The organism is Acrocarpospora macrocephala (assembly GCF_009687865.1).
GTDB classification, from domain to species: domain Bacteria; phylum Actinomycetota; class Actinomycetes; order Streptosporangiales; family Streptosporangiaceae; genus Acrocarpospora; species Acrocarpospora macrocephala.
The window spans coordinates 74,052-88,033 of the sequence record NZ_BLAE01000027.1; the positions used below are offsets into that span (position 1 = coordinate 74,052).

12 protein-coding genes are annotated in these 13,982 nt (G+C 64.8%); 11 read left to right on the forward strand and 1 reads right to left on the reverse strand.

Annotation, left to right across the window (positions count from 1 at the left end; genetic code table 11):
* The first annotated feature begins 343 nt into the window (after nt 1-343).
* The 5 genes from Amac_RS23480 to Amac_RS23500 all read left to right on the forward strand — a co-directional run bounded on the left by Amac_RS23480 (nt 344) and on the right by Amac_RS23500 (nt 7,123).
* Complete coding sequence (locus Amac_RS23480; RefSeq protein ID WP_155356545.1) at nt 344-1,525, forward strand: HEPN-associated N-terminal domain-containing protein; 1,182 nt, start codon at nt 344-346, stop codon at nt 1,523-1,525.
* Nucleotides 1,526-1,650: 125 nt separating this feature from the next.
* Nucleotides 1,651-2,088, forward strand: coding sequence for a hypothetical protein (locus Amac_RS23485; RefSeq protein WP_155356546.1), 438 nt, complete (start codon nt 1,651-1,653; stop codon nt 2,086-2,088).
* Nucleotides 2,089-2,146: 58 nt separating this feature from the next.
* On the forward strand, nt 2,147-3,712 hold the full coding sequence (locus tag Amac_RS23490) for an SIR2 family protein (RefSeq protein ID WP_155356547.1): 1,566 nt from the start codon (nt 2,147-2,149) through the stop codon (nt 3,710-3,712).
* Nucleotides 3,713-5,870: 2,158 nt separating this feature from the next.
* Nucleotides 5,871-6,272: a squamosa promoter-binding protein 15 gene (locus Amac_RS23495; protein ID WP_170322606.1), complete on the forward strand. Its 402-nt coding sequence runs from the start codon at nt 5,871-5,873 to the stop codon at nt 6,270-6,272.
* A gap of 137 nt (nt 6,273-6,409) precedes the next feature.
* On the forward strand, nt 6,410-7,123 hold the full coding sequence (locus Amac_RS23500; protein ID WP_155356548.1) for a hypothetical protein: 714 nt from the start codon (nt 6,410-6,412) through the stop codon (nt 7,121-7,123).
* 238 nt (nt 7,124-7,361) lie between these two features.
* Here Amac_RS23500 and Amac_RS23505 read toward each other — a convergent pair whose 3' ends face one another.
* Entirely contained in the window at nt 7,362-8,345 is a 984-nt protein-coding gene (locus Amac_RS23505; protein WP_155356549.1) for an aldo/keto reductase, read from the reverse strand.
* 156 nt (nt 8,346-8,501) lie between these two features.
* On the opposite strand from Amac_RS23505, the gene Amac_RS23510 reads away from it, so the two are divergent.
* From Amac_RS23510 to Amac_RS23535, 6 genes are all read left to right on the forward strand, one after another.
* On the forward strand, nt 8,502-8,975 hold the full coding sequence (locus tag Amac_RS23510) for a nitroreductase family deazaflavin-dependent oxidoreductase (protein ID WP_155356550.1): 474 nt from the start codon (nt 8,502-8,504) through the stop codon (nt 8,973-8,975).
* 347 nt (nt 8,976-9,322) lie between these two features.
* Nucleotides 9,323-10,495, forward strand: a complete 1,173-nt coding sequence (locus Amac_RS23515; RefSeq protein ID WP_170322607.1) for an ABC transporter substrate-binding protein — start codon at nt 9,323-9,325, stop codon at nt 10,493-10,495.
* Between the two features lie 25 nt (nt 10,496-10,520).
* Nucleotides 10,521-11,387, forward strand: coding sequence for a branched-chain amino acid ABC transporter permease (locus Amac_RS23520; protein WP_155356552.1), 867 nt, complete (start codon nt 10,521-10,523; stop codon nt 11,385-11,387).
* The gene (locus Amac_RS23525; RefSeq protein ID WP_155356553.1) at nt 11,384-12,412 is read left to right on the forward strand and encodes a branched-chain amino acid ABC transporter permease; all 1,029 of its coding nucleotides are present in this window, start codon (nt 11,384-11,386) and stop codon (nt 12,410-12,412) included. The genes Amac_RS23520 and Amac_RS23525 overlap by 4 nt, the downstream gene beginning before the upstream one ends.
* 1 nt (nt 12,413) lies before the next feature.
* Entirely contained in the window at nt 12,414-13,178 is a 765-nt protein-coding gene (locus Amac_RS23530; RefSeq protein ID WP_218041246.1) for an ABC transporter ATP-binding protein, read from the forward strand.
* Nucleotides 13,175-13,975 (forward strand): ABC transporter ATP-binding protein, encoded by an 801-nt coding sequence (locus Amac_RS23535; protein WP_155356555.1) that lies wholly within the window; start codon nt 13,175-13,177, stop codon nt 13,973-13,975. Before Amac_RS23530 ends, Amac_RS23535 begins: the two co-directional genes overlap by 4 nt.
* Nucleotides 13,976-13,982 lie beyond the last annotated feature (7 nt).

Here is a 13,982-nt window from a genome sequence, read left to right on the forward strand (position 1 = left end):
CCTCTCGATGGGCGGAACTGCGTCCGTCCACCAGCGCCGGAGGATCGGCGCTGGCACCACACCGCAGGTTCGCGTGAGGGGATCACCAGAGGGGATGTGACACGTACCGCTCCGCCAATATTTGACACGATCTTGTTTGTGAGGACTCCCAGCAGTGAAGATCTGGGTCCAGGCGGCGCCGCAGGGCAAGCATGCGGGTGACCATGCCACCTAAACCGTGGAGCCGCGTCCGTACACTTACCCGGTTTTGGTCGCACCGATAAATAGATACCGGTCTGGTCCGAATTTCCACGCTCCTGATCGTTGCTCCCCGTTGTGGTCTGCTGAAGCGGAAGGAGGAATCGTGGGGCTGGCCAAGAAATGGATGATGGAACTCGAGGAGCGGGGCTTCGGAGCCACCGGCGACCACGCGGTGTGCCTGACCTGTGTTCTCAGCGACGACCTGCGGAAACAGCTCTCCGAAATGGTGTCCGCCCCGAAGTGCTCCTTCTGCGGTGAGGAGTCGCCCTCGGTGGACCTCGAGGACCTCATGCCGCTGGTGATGGACGCGATCCGGTTCTTCTATGAACGCTCGGAGGAGAGCCTGTTCTGGAGCGATGACGTCACCCGTCGCTCCAGCACATGGGAAGTCGTCACCGATGTGTGCTCCGGCATGCTGAGCGACGGAGTTGTCGAGGCGATCACCGACATCATCCCCGAAGACGACTGGAACGAAGATCCGGGGCAAATGCGACCGGACAGGGCCCTCAGTCTCGCTTGGGAGATCTTCAAGGAGAAGGTCAAACACGAGACCAGGTTCGTCTTCCTGGCCCTTCCAGAAGAACCATCAGATCACCCGGACGACTTCACCACCACCGAACTCCTCGAAACGCTCGTGAAGATCATCAAGCGTCAGAACACGATCGTGGAACTGCCCGCAGGCCACGTGTTCTACCGCGGCCGCCTGATCGACAACCCAGAGCAGGTCGAACAGTACAACGCGGAGAACCTGGGCTCACCTCCACCGAGAAAGGCGTCGGCCAATCGGATGAGCCCGGCCGGGATCTCCATGTTCTACGGAAGCGACGACGCCGAGACCGTGGTCGCCGAGATCGGCGCGCACAGCACCAGCCGGTTCGCGGTCATCGGGGGGTTCGAGGCCGTACGGCCGCTGCGAATGGTCGACCTAGCCGGGTTGCCGGAGGTCCCGAACTACTTCAGCCCCAAAGGCCGTGAGCAGTTCTTCGACGTGATGTTCCTCCGCGCGTTCGCCGCTGATCTGCGGGAACCGGTCTCCTTCAACGGCGGCGAACACATCGAGTACGTTCCCACCCAGGTCGTCACCGAGTACCTGCGCTGGCTACCCCAGCTCGCCCTCGACGGTGTGCTGTTCACCAGTCCACATAACGGCGGCCGCTCGTGCGTACTGTTCTGCGGCCCCGACGCCTGCGCCGACAGCGGCGAGGAAACCGAGGAGACCGTACTGCGACTCAGGAAGGGGTTGATACGGGTCTTCCGTGTCGTGTCCGTCCCAGCAGACCTCTGATCCCTCCAGCCATCGATACCTGCCGTCTCGCTGGCCTGCGCAAGCTCCGCTGCTGCTCCAAACGAGCAGGTCAAAGCCAGACAGGCGCTAGCCGCGAAACACGATTAGGTGCGCTCACTACGGGGATGGCCGAGCTCATCTTTTCTCAGGAGATGGTCCAAGACGATCTGACTGATATCTCTGAGCTGGTCGATCTGTTCTCGGGTCAGCAGATCGATGAGGTTCTCGCGCACGCTTTCAAGATGGCGAGGGGCGGCGGCCTTGAGCGCGGCCAGCCCTTTGTCCGTGAGAACGGTCAGCCAGCCACGGCGATCGCCGGCGCAGTGCTCACGGCGGACCCAGCCGGCCTCACTTCGGTGGCATCCTGGTGCCGCCCGGCTACACCGACCCGGCGCACGGCAATCCTTATGGAACCTCCCATCACGACGCCTTCGGCACCGTCCCCGTGGGCGAGCCCACGCGCGCGGCAGCGCGCGCCCAAGCGCAGCGGGTTGTGCGGTTCGGCCGCGCGATCGAAGGCGTTCGCCTTGTCGCGTGACAGCACTGCGAGCGAACGAGGATGAAAAGGCTGATTGATTAAAGTAGGTATCCACAGCTCATCACACTGAGAACGGATATCACGTGCAGGATCTGCGTCGTCTGGCCGCTATTGCCTCTCGTCCAGACACGCTCCTGTTCATCGGATCTGGGGTGTCGGCATGGTCGGGCCTGCCGACGTGGCGCCGGCTTATTGAACGCCTCAGTGAATATCTGAGCCGTTCAGGCCGGCAGACGGAACTGGTCGACCGGGAGCTGGCCGGCAACGATCTGCTCCTGGCCGCCAGCTACGGATTCGATCAGCTGACACCGAATGAGAGATGCGCGTTCCTGAAATCGGAGCTGGACCCGGTTTCCGCTGAGCCTTCTCCCCTCCACGAGGCCATCGTCCGGCTCGGCAGCAAGTGCTATATCACGACGAACTATGACAAGCTTCTTGAGAAAGCATTGCTTCGGTATCGTCCGGACGAGAATTTCGATGTGGTCACCTCCCTGCAACGTACGGAGGTGGCCGCGATCGTCCAGGCCAGGTCTGAGGGCTTCATCTTCAAGTCCCATGGTGACATCCACAGCTGCGACTCCATCATCCTGACCCGGGAGGACTACCGCGCCCTGCACGGCCAGAGCCGCAACATCCTGCAGGCGATGCGCACACTGCTGGCCAGCCGTCCGGTCGTCTTCATCGGCTTCGGACTGCGGGACCCCGACTTCCTGCTCATCAAGGACCTGTTGTACGCCGACTTCGGCGCCAACCCGACCGACCACTACGCGATCATGTCCGATGTTTCCGCCCTGGAGGTCGACTACTGGCGGCGGAACTATGGCATCCACCTCGTCTCCTACTCGACGAGCAGCGAATTCCGTGGCCCGAACGGGCACGGCGAGCTGCTGCGCATCCTCGATCGCGTCGGCGAATTGATGCGGCAGGACACTGTGACCAGTAAGACGGAGGCCGACGACGCCAGCGGCAGGATCCTCGCGCTGGCACGACATGCGCGTCGGCTCAGAAGCGAGATTCGGGAAGCGGACGACCTGATCCCGCTTTCCTTACGGCAGCATTTCCGAGCCGGGCCGGTCAAAGGCGAGAGCAGAAGACACCTGCGAATCAATCTGCGTGACGCCCTGACCGGCCTCGCGGACACCACGGAAAGCGTCATCGTGGATGGATCGCCTGGCAGCGGGAAGTCTTTTATCGCGCACCAGGCCATGCGCGTCCTGTCTCAGCGACTGGAGGAAGCGTGCCTGGCCGATGACCTGCCGGATCTGGGGTCGCTTCGCGTACCTGTCCCGGTCTATCTGCGCGACTACCGTGGTGATCTGGAGGAGATGATAGAGGCGGCCCTGCCGCGGGCTGCCGCGGGACATCGGTCTCGACGTGCTGTTGCGCTCAGGAGCCGGCGTCTTCTTCCTGGACGGCGTCAACGAGGCTCCCTCCTCGTCAGCAGAGGACAATCAGCTGCTCTCACAACTGAACGCCTTTCTGGCGAAAGCGAATGCCTGTCCTTCGGTCATCACCACCCGCTTCAGCGACGAACTGCGCATGACCGGTCTGCCAACCGTCTCCTTGGACCACATCAGGGACGAGTACCTCACGGGGGCGTTGACAGCCGCCGGGATCGACATCAAGACGCTCTCCGCCGCGACCTATGAGGTTCTGCAGCGACCGCTGTACTTCAACGCGTGGCGTACGGGCCTTATCGCGATAGACGAGACGACGACCATCCACAGTGTCTATGAGCAGTTGATCGATGGGATCGAGCGCCGGATCGAAGAAGAGGCGGGGCAAACCGTCTCGCTGGGCGAGATCTTCGGTGGTATCGCATTCCGGATGATCGATACAGGCGAGTTGTCGGCGCCACTCGCTCAGATCCATGCCGAACTGCGGGCCGTGCTCGATGGCGGCGCCGATATCGGTGGCCTGGTGGAGCATCTGATGTCGGCGGGCGTTCTGCTGGCGACTCCGCTGCGGCGGGTCGCCTTCTTCCACCACACTGTCGCCGAATACTTCGCCGCACGGTACCTGGCAGCGCTTGTCGCGGTGGATCGGGCGGCGATCCAGCGCTGCCTACGGAACACCGACTGGGATCAGGCGTTGTTCCTGACCCTCGGGTTCTTGCCCGCGGATGAGGTCCGTCTGGTGTTCGACGAGGTATTGCGGACCGACATCGCCATGGCCTTGCGTAGCCTCAACTATGTTGAGCATGAACGTGGCGCATGGACGAACATGGCGCTGGAGTACCTCGCGCACGATTGGGCTGGATCGGCTGACGAACATCTCGTCCTCCGGGCGCTGCAGACGCTTCGGGTGGATGCGGGTCAGTGCGAGGCTCTGGTCCAGGTCATGGGTCGTGGGGGCAGCATAGGCGGTTCGGCCGCAGGGCTGCTGTGGACGGCGAATGAGTCGCTTCGCCCTTGGCTTCTGGACCATTTCCTCGACGCCACCAATGGCTACAATTTTCTTGCCCGCTTCGCAGAGGTCATCGCGCGGATGGTACCTCCCGATGATGCACTGCTACTTCTCGGGAAGCTGGAAGAAATCCCGATAGCGCCCGATGTGGCTGAGCTGCTTCGAGCCGGGGAGCCAACAGATGAATTCGTAGGTATCATTCACGCTACCGCCGAGTTGGTCGCGTTGGTTCCGGGGAGGGACCTTATCGAGTTGGCTCGGGCAAGCACGTCCGATCTCGTTAGGGTCATAGTCGCCGACGGTCTTACGAATAGCAAGGTACCAGAATCCTTCACCTATCTGCAGGAAATGATCATTGCGGGCCGAGCGCACGCGATATCTGATCTGTATTTTCTGCTGAGGCATGGGACGCGGTCGTGGTCTCCGCCCATGCCCGATCCGGAGCTAATTCGAACTCTTGCGCAGGCCATTACAATGGGTGATCAATCCTACTGGGCCATGGTGGATCTCAGGATCCTTTCCGATGAGTTTCCCGAGATCGGACGCATCATCAGGCGCGAGGGTCGGAGCCATTCGCCCCTTGGAAAGGCGCTGCTGGCCTACGCTGCCGGCGGCGACAGCGTCTTCCTGGAGGACATTCGGCGAATATCCTCTCAGGAGGCTCTTTTCCAAGGCGATGAGATAAAGGCGCTGCGGGGCGTCAAAATTGGCTGGGCCGGCTACGAGGACACGCTGATCGAACTCCTGAGATACCGGAAGCTGCTCCTGACGCGCAGCTTACTCGATGCGAAGATTCCCAGTCGCGACGACCCTGCGTGGGTGTTGAACATCCGACTCGCCGACGTGGAGTGGTGGGTCGACTCACTGCGACTATTTGAGTCAATGGATTGGCATGTCGTCGATAGGCTGGGCAGGTTCCTCGCCGTTGCGACCGATGACACGACCCGGCAGCGGATGATTCTCCTGTTCAACACAGCGCCCACATACCGCCAGCCTTTACATGATTATGTATTTCCTAGGTTAGATGAACTCTCGCTGGATTCGTTTGATACGGGTGCTCTGGAGTGGCTGCTGGGTCAGTTGTCGATACCAAGGCCTCCTTGGGAGCTACCACTTATCGCCACCATCGCCACGGAGTCCTTCATCCAGGATCGGATGTTGCCCTTGCTGCTGGACAATCCACCATCGCCGTTGCGGGAGAACCTGACCAGGGCACTGCACAACCTCGGCCGCCTCCATCGAAGGCGATACATCCGCGAAGATGGTGAGCCGATGGCCTGAGCCAGAGCAGGCCGTCGCTGCGGGCACGGCGACCAGCCATGGGAACCGGTAGGGCGGGCTGAGACATCCGATGGGCCGGGCCATCAACCCGAGGAGTCCTATGCGGCGGACAATAGGCTGATGAGCTGGGTCACCAACGTGATGGTGTCGATCGATTCGAATGACCGTCCGAACGTGGAGGCGTTGAGCGAGTGGCTGCGTACGGAAGCTCCACTGCGGGATAGGTCGGGGCGAGGCTGCGGCTTTCTCTGCGAGATCACTGCCGAGGACACGGCATGGGGTGGGTGGAAGTACCCCGAGTGCGATGTGTGGGCCGGTGCGCTCAACCATGCCGACCTGGAGGCAGTCCTTGATCACATTGCGCGGATGCCTTGGCGGTGCCCGAACGCGCTGCAGGTCTTCATGATGGATCAGGAGGAGGCGTTCTTCAGGGTGTCAATGTTGAGGGACGGCGAGCTGCGGCAGTATGCACCGGTCACGCCTGACGAAGAAGACCCGGACTTCTGTCCCGATGACCTCTGAAACATGGCCACGGGTCACTGTGGGGGGGCGGAGTCCGTGGGCGTTGGCCGGGATCCTCAGTCCCTCGCCAAGGTGGCGATCATCCTCCGCAGTGCAACAGGTGATCGAAATGCGGCTGATTGCGGTAGGAATGAAATGTGGATCCTGATTTAGCCTCGCGCATCCTGCACAGAGTCCGTTTCGTCGTCCGGCTGTTGCTTCTGCTGCTCCTCCTGTGTGGTGCGTTGGTCACTAGTGCGAGTTACATGCCTTCCCCGCGGACGGTCGAGCAGTTTCGCAGTGCGGTGATGGCCGGTGACGTCGACCGGGTGAGCTACCAGATCTTCGGCCCCGACGAGTTGGCGTCCCTGGTGTGGTCGGAGTCGCCGCTGGTATGGCACGAGGTGAGGGGCAGGATCGCCGATTCTGAGGGGCTGTACACGCCGGAGCGGCTCATGGCCGACGTGCGTCGCGCGTCCGTCCGCCCGTCCGTGGTGCAGCATCGTGGGCAAGAGCCCGCTGTGAACAATTCGATCTTTCCTGACTGGCCCTTCAAGCTTCCCGGCGGTTCGAATCTGTGGTGGGTCGCCGCCGTCTGGGTGGCCGCCTTCGTTGCCATGCTGGGTTCCACTCCTCGTCTGGCCAATCGATGGGCATGGTTCTGGCTGTTCACCGTCGGACAAGTCGGGGCACTTCTGTTCCTGATCATGGAACCGAGGCCTCTGTGGAAAGGCCCCGGCCCCGCCGAAGGGCTCACTCCGACCGAGCGGCTAGAAGGTGGCCGTGGCTGCCTGTACTCGATCCTCCTGGGCTTCGTCTCCGTGACCGTGGCTCTGGGCGTCGGTCAACTCGTCAAACTGCTCTTGGGCTGAGGTGTCGCGTTGTCAGAGGAGGCCTTCTATCCATGAGGGCGGGCTCCACCCAGAAACGAGGGGATGGGTCAGGCCGTCAAGGCGGGTGGCACGTCGGTCACCGAGGTCGCCGTGACCCCTGGCGGGGGTCACGGCCATCGGTCTTGGTCAGCCGCTTCCGAATTTGGTCACGAGCCACCAGCCCTTCACGTAGCGCACCCCGAAGTGGCAGGGCATTTCTTTCCGCTGTTTGCCGGGTTTACCAGCGGTTCGCGAGTTGGGGGGCGATCAGTTCGTTGTAAATGTGGTGTACGGCGCTGAGTGCTTCGTCCGATAGTGGGGGGAGGGCGGCTGCGGCCGCGTTGTCTTGGGCCTGCTTGGGGTTGCGGGCGCCGGGGATGACCACGCTTACTCCGGGTTGGTCGATGATCCAGCGGAGTGCGAACTGGGCCATGGTGGTGTTGGTGGGGACCAGTGGTGCCAGTTGGCGTACCGCCGTCAGGCCGGTGGTGAAGTCGACGCCGGAGAAGGTTTCTCCTACGTCGAATGCTTCGCCGTTTCTGTTGTAGTTGCGGTGGTCGTTTTCGGGGAACTCGGTGTGTTCGTCGTACCTGCCGGACAGCAGGCCGCTTGCGAGGGGTACTCGGGCGATGATGCCCACGCCGGCCTTCTGTGCTGCGGGGAGCACGTCCTCCAGTGGGCCGAGTCTCAGCATGTTCAGGATGATCTGCACGCTGGCCACGCCTGGCCGGGCGATCGCGGCCAGGGCTTCCGCTCGGGTCTCCACGCTGACTCCGTAGGCGGCGATGCGTTCTTCCTCGACGAGGGTGTCGAGCGCGTCGAAGACTTCGTCGGTGGAGTGCACGATCGTGGGCGGGCAGTGCAGTTGGACCAGGTCGAGGGTGTCGACGCCCAGGTTGGCCCGCGAGCGGTCGGTCCACGCGCGGAAATTGTCCAGCGTGTAGACCTCCGGGCGTTGCGGCACCCGGCGGCCCATCTTTGTGGCGACTGTGAGGCCCTCGGTGGGGCGCGACTTGAGGAAGGTGCCGATCAGCTGTTCGCTGCGGCCGTCGCCGTAGACGTCGGCGGTGTCAAAGAAGGTCACACCGCTGTCGAGGGCCGCGTCGAGTACGGCGAGCGCGGTGTCCTCGTCCACCTCACCCCAGTCGGCACCGAGTTGCCACGTGCCGAGCCCGATCACGGACACGTCCTGATTCAGCCGGGCAATCGTTCGCTGTTCCAACGTCTTCCTCCGTAGTGAGAGCTGTCCGCTACCAAGGATCGGGGCAGGTTTGGGCGGCGTCCAATCAGGGTCTTGAATCATGGAGTTGCGCGGGGCCAAGAGATCGGTCAGGAATCGAGAAGCGCCGCTGACCGGGCCGTACCTAGTGTGACCGGCATGGACATCAACTCACAGGACCAGCAGGCAGGCAAGCGCAAGCCCGGTACGCCCGGGGCGTTCTCACGGTGGATGCAGCGGACGATGAACGCTCGTATAAGCCGAAAAATCCGACGTGGCCGCGGCGAGCTCATGGGCATGGACGTACTGATCCTGAACACGGTGGGCCGCCGCAGCGGGCAGCCGCGGGAGACGCCGGTGGCGTGGTTCGCCGACGGTGCGGACGCGTGGCTGGTCGTCGCATCGGGCGGGGGGAGCCGGCACCCGGACTGGCACGCCAATCTGATGGCGCACCCCGACCGGGCGTCGATCGAACTGCCTGGCCGCGAGGCCATGCCGGTGACGCCGCACCGGCTCGATGGCGCCGACCGTGAGCGGGCATGGCAGCGCATCGCCGCCGCTCAGCCCCGCATCGCGAAGTACCAGAGCAAATCCGACCGGGTATACCCGGTGATCCGACTCACCCCGCGGTGACCGCATAGGCCTGCGGTCGCGGATCGCAGGCCTGGAGTGACCCCGTCCCGGAGCCGATCGCCGACCCTGCGTTACCGGGTGCACCACCAGCACAATGTTCTCGCCGAAAGGACACGCTCTCGCCGTCCCGTACTCCGTGACCTGGCCATCGGAAACGCCAGTCAACCAGGACAGTCCGGAAACATCCTGGAAAGTGATCCTTGACACACATGAAACAAGGATGCAACCTTTGCACTCTGAGTTCAATCAGTACAAAGGACGGGAGCCGGCGCGTGTTTGGACTTATCAAGGATGGGCGGGCCGGCAGCGCGCGCTCGGCTTCGACGATCGCGGCTGTCTTGACAGTCATGGCACTTACCGCATGCTCGGCGGGCACGCAGGAAGCCGCCACCAAGGACGACGCCGGCACCGGTGCGGCGACCAACGTCGGCGTCACCGACTCCGCCGTGACCATCGCCTACATCGGCGATCTGTCCGGTCCGGACGCCGCCGTCGAGCTGACCTACTACGAGGGGATCAAGCTGGCCATCGACCGGGCCAACGCGAGCGGCGGCATCAACGGCCGCACGATCGACCTCAAGGCCGGCGACACCCGCTTCGACACCGCTCAAGCGGTGACGCTCTTCAAGAAGTACACCAGCGAGCAGCCCTCCCTGGCCCTGCTGGGCATCAACGTCTCCTCCATGTTCGAGGCGCTCACCACGCGCATCTCCGCCGAGAAGGTGCCGGTCATCGGACCGACCGGCGTCACTAAGGTGACTCTCGCCAACCCGTACATCTACAACGCCCAGGCGGACCTGCCGACCAGCGCGGAGGCGATCACCAAGTTCATCTCCAGGCAGCTTGGCGCCAATGCCAAGGTGGGCGTCGCCCGCATCAGCACCGCCTCCGGCGACGAGTGGTTCGACCTGTTCCAGAAGGAAGCACCGAAGATCCAGGCCGAGGTCACCGGTCAGCAGAAGATCGAACCGGCGGCAGTGGAAGCCGCCGCCCAGGTCGCCCAGTTCAAGCGGGACAAGGTCGACGCTGTCACGCTCCACGCCGGCAGCGGCGGCGCGATCGCCCTGCTGAAGTCGATGCAGACGGGCGGGCTGAACGTCCCGGTCTTCTCGACCTTCGGCGCCAGCGGGCCGACCCTGTGGAAGAGCGCCGGCACGCTCGCCGCGAGCACCTACGCGTTCGACGCCTTCGCCCCGCCGGACAGCGACGTGCCCGGACGCGCGGACCTGGAGGCCGCGATGCGGACGGCGGGCAGCTGGGACAAGTTCCAGCAGGACAAGAACTACGCCGAGGGCTGGGTGATCGGCAACGTCGTGGTGGAGTCGCTGAAGCGGGCCGGAAAGGATCTCACCCGGGCGTCCTTCATCGAGGCGCTGCGCTCTCCGGAGGGATTCCAGACCGGCGGTTACAGCGCCGATGTCAACTGGAGCAAGAAGAACGGACTGGCTGACGCCTCGGCGGTGAAGGCGTTCACCTTCGACCCGGGCACGCAGCGAATCGTCGAAGTGACGAACCCTTGAGCGTCTCCGCGCCTGGAGCAGAACGATGACTGACTTCCTCAACGCCGTCTGGAGCGGTTCCGGATTCGGCTCGCTGTACGGACTCGTGGCGCTGGGCCTAGTCGTGATCTTCAAGAGCACCGGAATCCTGAACTTCTCGGGTGGTGCCCTGATGGCCGTGGGTGGCGTCGTGGCGGCTGGCCTCGGCGCCCAAGGGTTCTGGGTGGCCGCCGGAATCGCCGTCGTGGCGGTCGCGGGGGTGGGGGCGGTGGCCAACCTCACGGTGATGCGTCCGCTCCTGGGCCGCGGGCTGTTTCCCGGTGTCATGGTGACCATCGGTCTGGCCAGCGTCATCGAAGGCACCAGCGGCCTCCTCTTCGGACGCCAGCCACGCTTCCTCCCGGATCCGATCGGAGTCCCGACGTTCGATCTCCCCTTCGGGACCTCGATGTCCAGCACGCTGGCGGTCGCCCTCGGGTTGTCGGCCGCGGCGACCGTGCTGCTGGCGATCGCGTTCAACCGGACCTCGGTCGGCCTCCAGCTTCGGGCTGCGGCCGTTCGCCCGGAGGTGGCCTCGATGTTCGGCGCAAACCCCGGGCGAATTTTCACCTACGCGTGGGCGGTCGCCGGCGGTCTGGCCGCGCTGGCCGGTGCGCTGCTCGCCTCGCTGACCGTCGCGGACATCTCCATCGCGACATTCGCCCTGCGCGCCTTCGCCGCCATGATCGTGGGCGGTGTCGACAGCCTGGGCGGGGCGTTCCTGGGCGGCATCCTGGTGGGTGTCACCGAGATGCTGGCCGGGACGTACCTCGGGGATGACTTCCGGCTGCCCTCGACCATGGTCGTGCTCATGGTGTTCCTGATGGTCCGGCCCCAGGGACTGTTCGGCACCCCGGAGGTGGTCCGGCCATGACGCAGTCCATCGCTCCGCCCCATCTGGCGGACCCGGCGCAGCCGCGGGCGGGTGTGCGGCGGACGGGCCTTGCGGTGCTGGCCGTCGCGATCGTCGTCGCGTTGCCGCTGGTGGTCTCGCCGTACTGGACGACGGTCGCGACGAACGCCGTGCTCGCGTTCGCGATCGCGGCGCCGCTCAATCTGCTCACCGGCAATGCGGGGCAGTTCTCGCTGGGTAACGCGGCGTTCCTGGTCGTCGGCGCGTACACGGGCGCGTTCGTCACCTTCACGTTCGACATGGAGCTGCCGATCGCCATGCTGGTGGCGGCGGCGGCCGGCGCTCTGGTCGGATTCATCGTCGGACTTCCGTCGCTGCGCCTGCGCGGCGCCTATCTCCTCATGTCGACCCTGGCCGCGCATTACATCCTGGTGTTCGCGGCCCTGAAGTTCCAGACGAGCCAGTTCGGCGCCGCCGGAGCGATCTTTCCGCCGCTGCGCGTCGCCGGCGTGGACCTCAGCGGTGATCGGTCGATGTACTTCGTCATCGCGGCTTTCGCGGCGCTGATCGGATTGATCATCACCAATATCATGCGGAGCGGCCACGGCCGGGCGATCGAGGCGGTGAAGGCCCGGGACGTGGCCGCCGCGGCCTGCGGGATCTCGGTGGCACGCACGAAGTTGTGGGTGTGGTCGCTGTCCTCGGCCATGATCGCGGCTGCGGGAGTGCTGCAGGCGTACTACCTCGGCTCCGCCAGCGTGGAGTTCTACACGCTCAACCTGGCGATCACGTACGTCGCGATGATCCTGGTGGGTGGGCTCGGCAGCCTCGGCGGTTCGCTCCTCGGCGCGTGTTTTGTGACGCTCGTGCCGGTGGTCGTGAACCATCTCTCGGAGGCGTACGGCGGCGGGGGCGTCCTCGCTCATCCGCACGAGCTGCAGACCGTCATCTACGGGCTCATCATCATCGCCTTCGTCCTCCTCAAACCCGATGGGCTGATCGGTTTCGTCCGATCGGCGGCCCGCCGGCTACGGAATGGCGGGTGACGTGGTGGAGCAGCAGTTCCTTTCGGTTCGCGACCTCGACGTCGCCTACGCCAGCGGAGCACACGCCCTGCGGGGCGTGTCCATCGAGGTGGGCGCGGGGGAGCGAGTGGGAATCGTCGGAGCCAACGGCGCGGGCAAGACCACGGTGGCCCGGGCCGTGACGGGCCTGTCCGCTGTTTTCAGAGCCACCGTGCGCCAGGGCAGGATCTCGCTGGCCGGCAAGGACACGACGCGGTGGCCGGCGTGGCGGGTGCTCGCCGCGGGGGTGGTCACCATCCCCGAGGGCCGTGGCGTGATCAGCAATATGACGGTCGAGGACAACCTGCGGCTCGTGCTCGCGGCGATACCCCGTAGGCGTCGCCCCGCCGTCACCGAGGCCTACACGATGTACCCGGTGCTCGGAGAGCGTCGCCGCGCCATGGCGGGACTGCTGTCCGGCGGCGAGCAGCAGATGCTGGCCGTCGCCCGCGCTCTCCTGGTCAGACCCCGCCTGATCGTCGCCGACGAGTTGTCCCTCGGACTCGCGCCGCGAATCGTCACGGAGATCCTCGACGGGTTGGCGGCGCGGGCGGCGAACGAGGGAACCGCCGTGCTCCTGATCGAGCAAGCGGTCGTGATGTCCCTGCGGTTCGTGGACCGCGCGTACGTGCTCGACCAGGGCACGGTCGTCGCCCAGGGGACCAGCGACGAGCTGCGGCAGGCCGGCGACACGACGGCCCGCTACCTCGGGGTCGCGGACCTGAGCCGAGCGGAGGAACTGCTGTGACAGGCGAACTCGTGATCGACCGGCTCGGTCTGCGCTTCGGCGGAGTGGTCGCGCTGCGCGAGGTCTCCATCCGGCATCATCCGGACGAGGTGCTCGGCATCATCGGCCCCAACGGCGCCGGCAAGACCAGCCTGATCAACGCGGTCACCGGCATCTACCCGCCCAGCTCGGGTTCGGTCTCCTACCGGGGAACGCCGCTGACCGGCCGGTCACCGGAGTCGATCGTGGCCACCGGGATCGCCAGGACATTCCAGCACAACCAGCTCTGCGGCGACCTGACCGTACGCGAGAACGTGCTGCTCGGCTGCCATCCTCGGCTCGGGTACGGCATGGGCAAGGCCGCCCTGGGGTTCGGACCGGCACGGCGGGCCGAACGCCGGCTGCGTGGCGAGGTGGAGCCGCTGCTCGAACTGCTGAATCTCGGGCAGGTCGCGGCTGAGCAGGCCCATTCACTGCCCTATGGCCTGCAGAAGAGGGTCGAGATGGCCCGGGCGCTGGCCTTGCGCCCGACCACGCTGCTGCTCGACGAACCGGCCGCCGGGACCAGCGACGAGGACCGCGCCGCCCTCGTACGGATCATCAAGCACCTGCGCCAGGAGGGCGCCTGCTCGGTCGTGCTCATCGAGCACGACGTGGGCCTGGTGATGGAGGTCAGCGATCGCGTCGCCGTCCTCGACTGGGGCGAGTGCATCATGGTCGACACCCCGGAGGCAGTCGCGGCCGACGCCCGAGTCCTGGCCGCCTACCTCGGTGTCGATGACACCCCGAGAGACCTGGCGCCTTCCGATTCAATCTGAAATCGAG

Coding starts and splice junctions, on each gene's coding strand:
- Amac_RS23485 (WP_155356546.1), top strand. CDS start 1,651: ATGGCCGAGCTCATCTTTTCTCAGGAGATGGTCCAAGACGATCTGACT.
- Amac_RS23495 (WP_170322606.1), top strand. CDS start 5,871: ATGAGCTGGGTCACCAACGTGATGGTGTCGATCGATTCGAATGACCGT.
- Amac_RS23510 (WP_155356550.1), top strand. CDS start 8,502: ATGGACATCAACTCACAGGACCAGCAGGCAGGCAAGCGCAAGCCCGGT.
- Amac_RS23515 (WP_170322607.1), top strand. CDS start 9,323: ATGGCACTTACCGCATGCTCGGCGGGCACGCAGGAAGCCGCCACCAAG.
- Amac_RS23520 (WP_155356552.1), top strand. CDS start 10,521: ATGACTGACTTCCTCAACGCCGTCTGGAGCGGTTCCGGATTCGGCTCG.
- Amac_RS23525 (WP_155356553.1), top strand. CDS start 11,384: ATGACGCAGTCCATCGCTCCGCCCCATCTGGCGGACCCGGCGCAGCCG.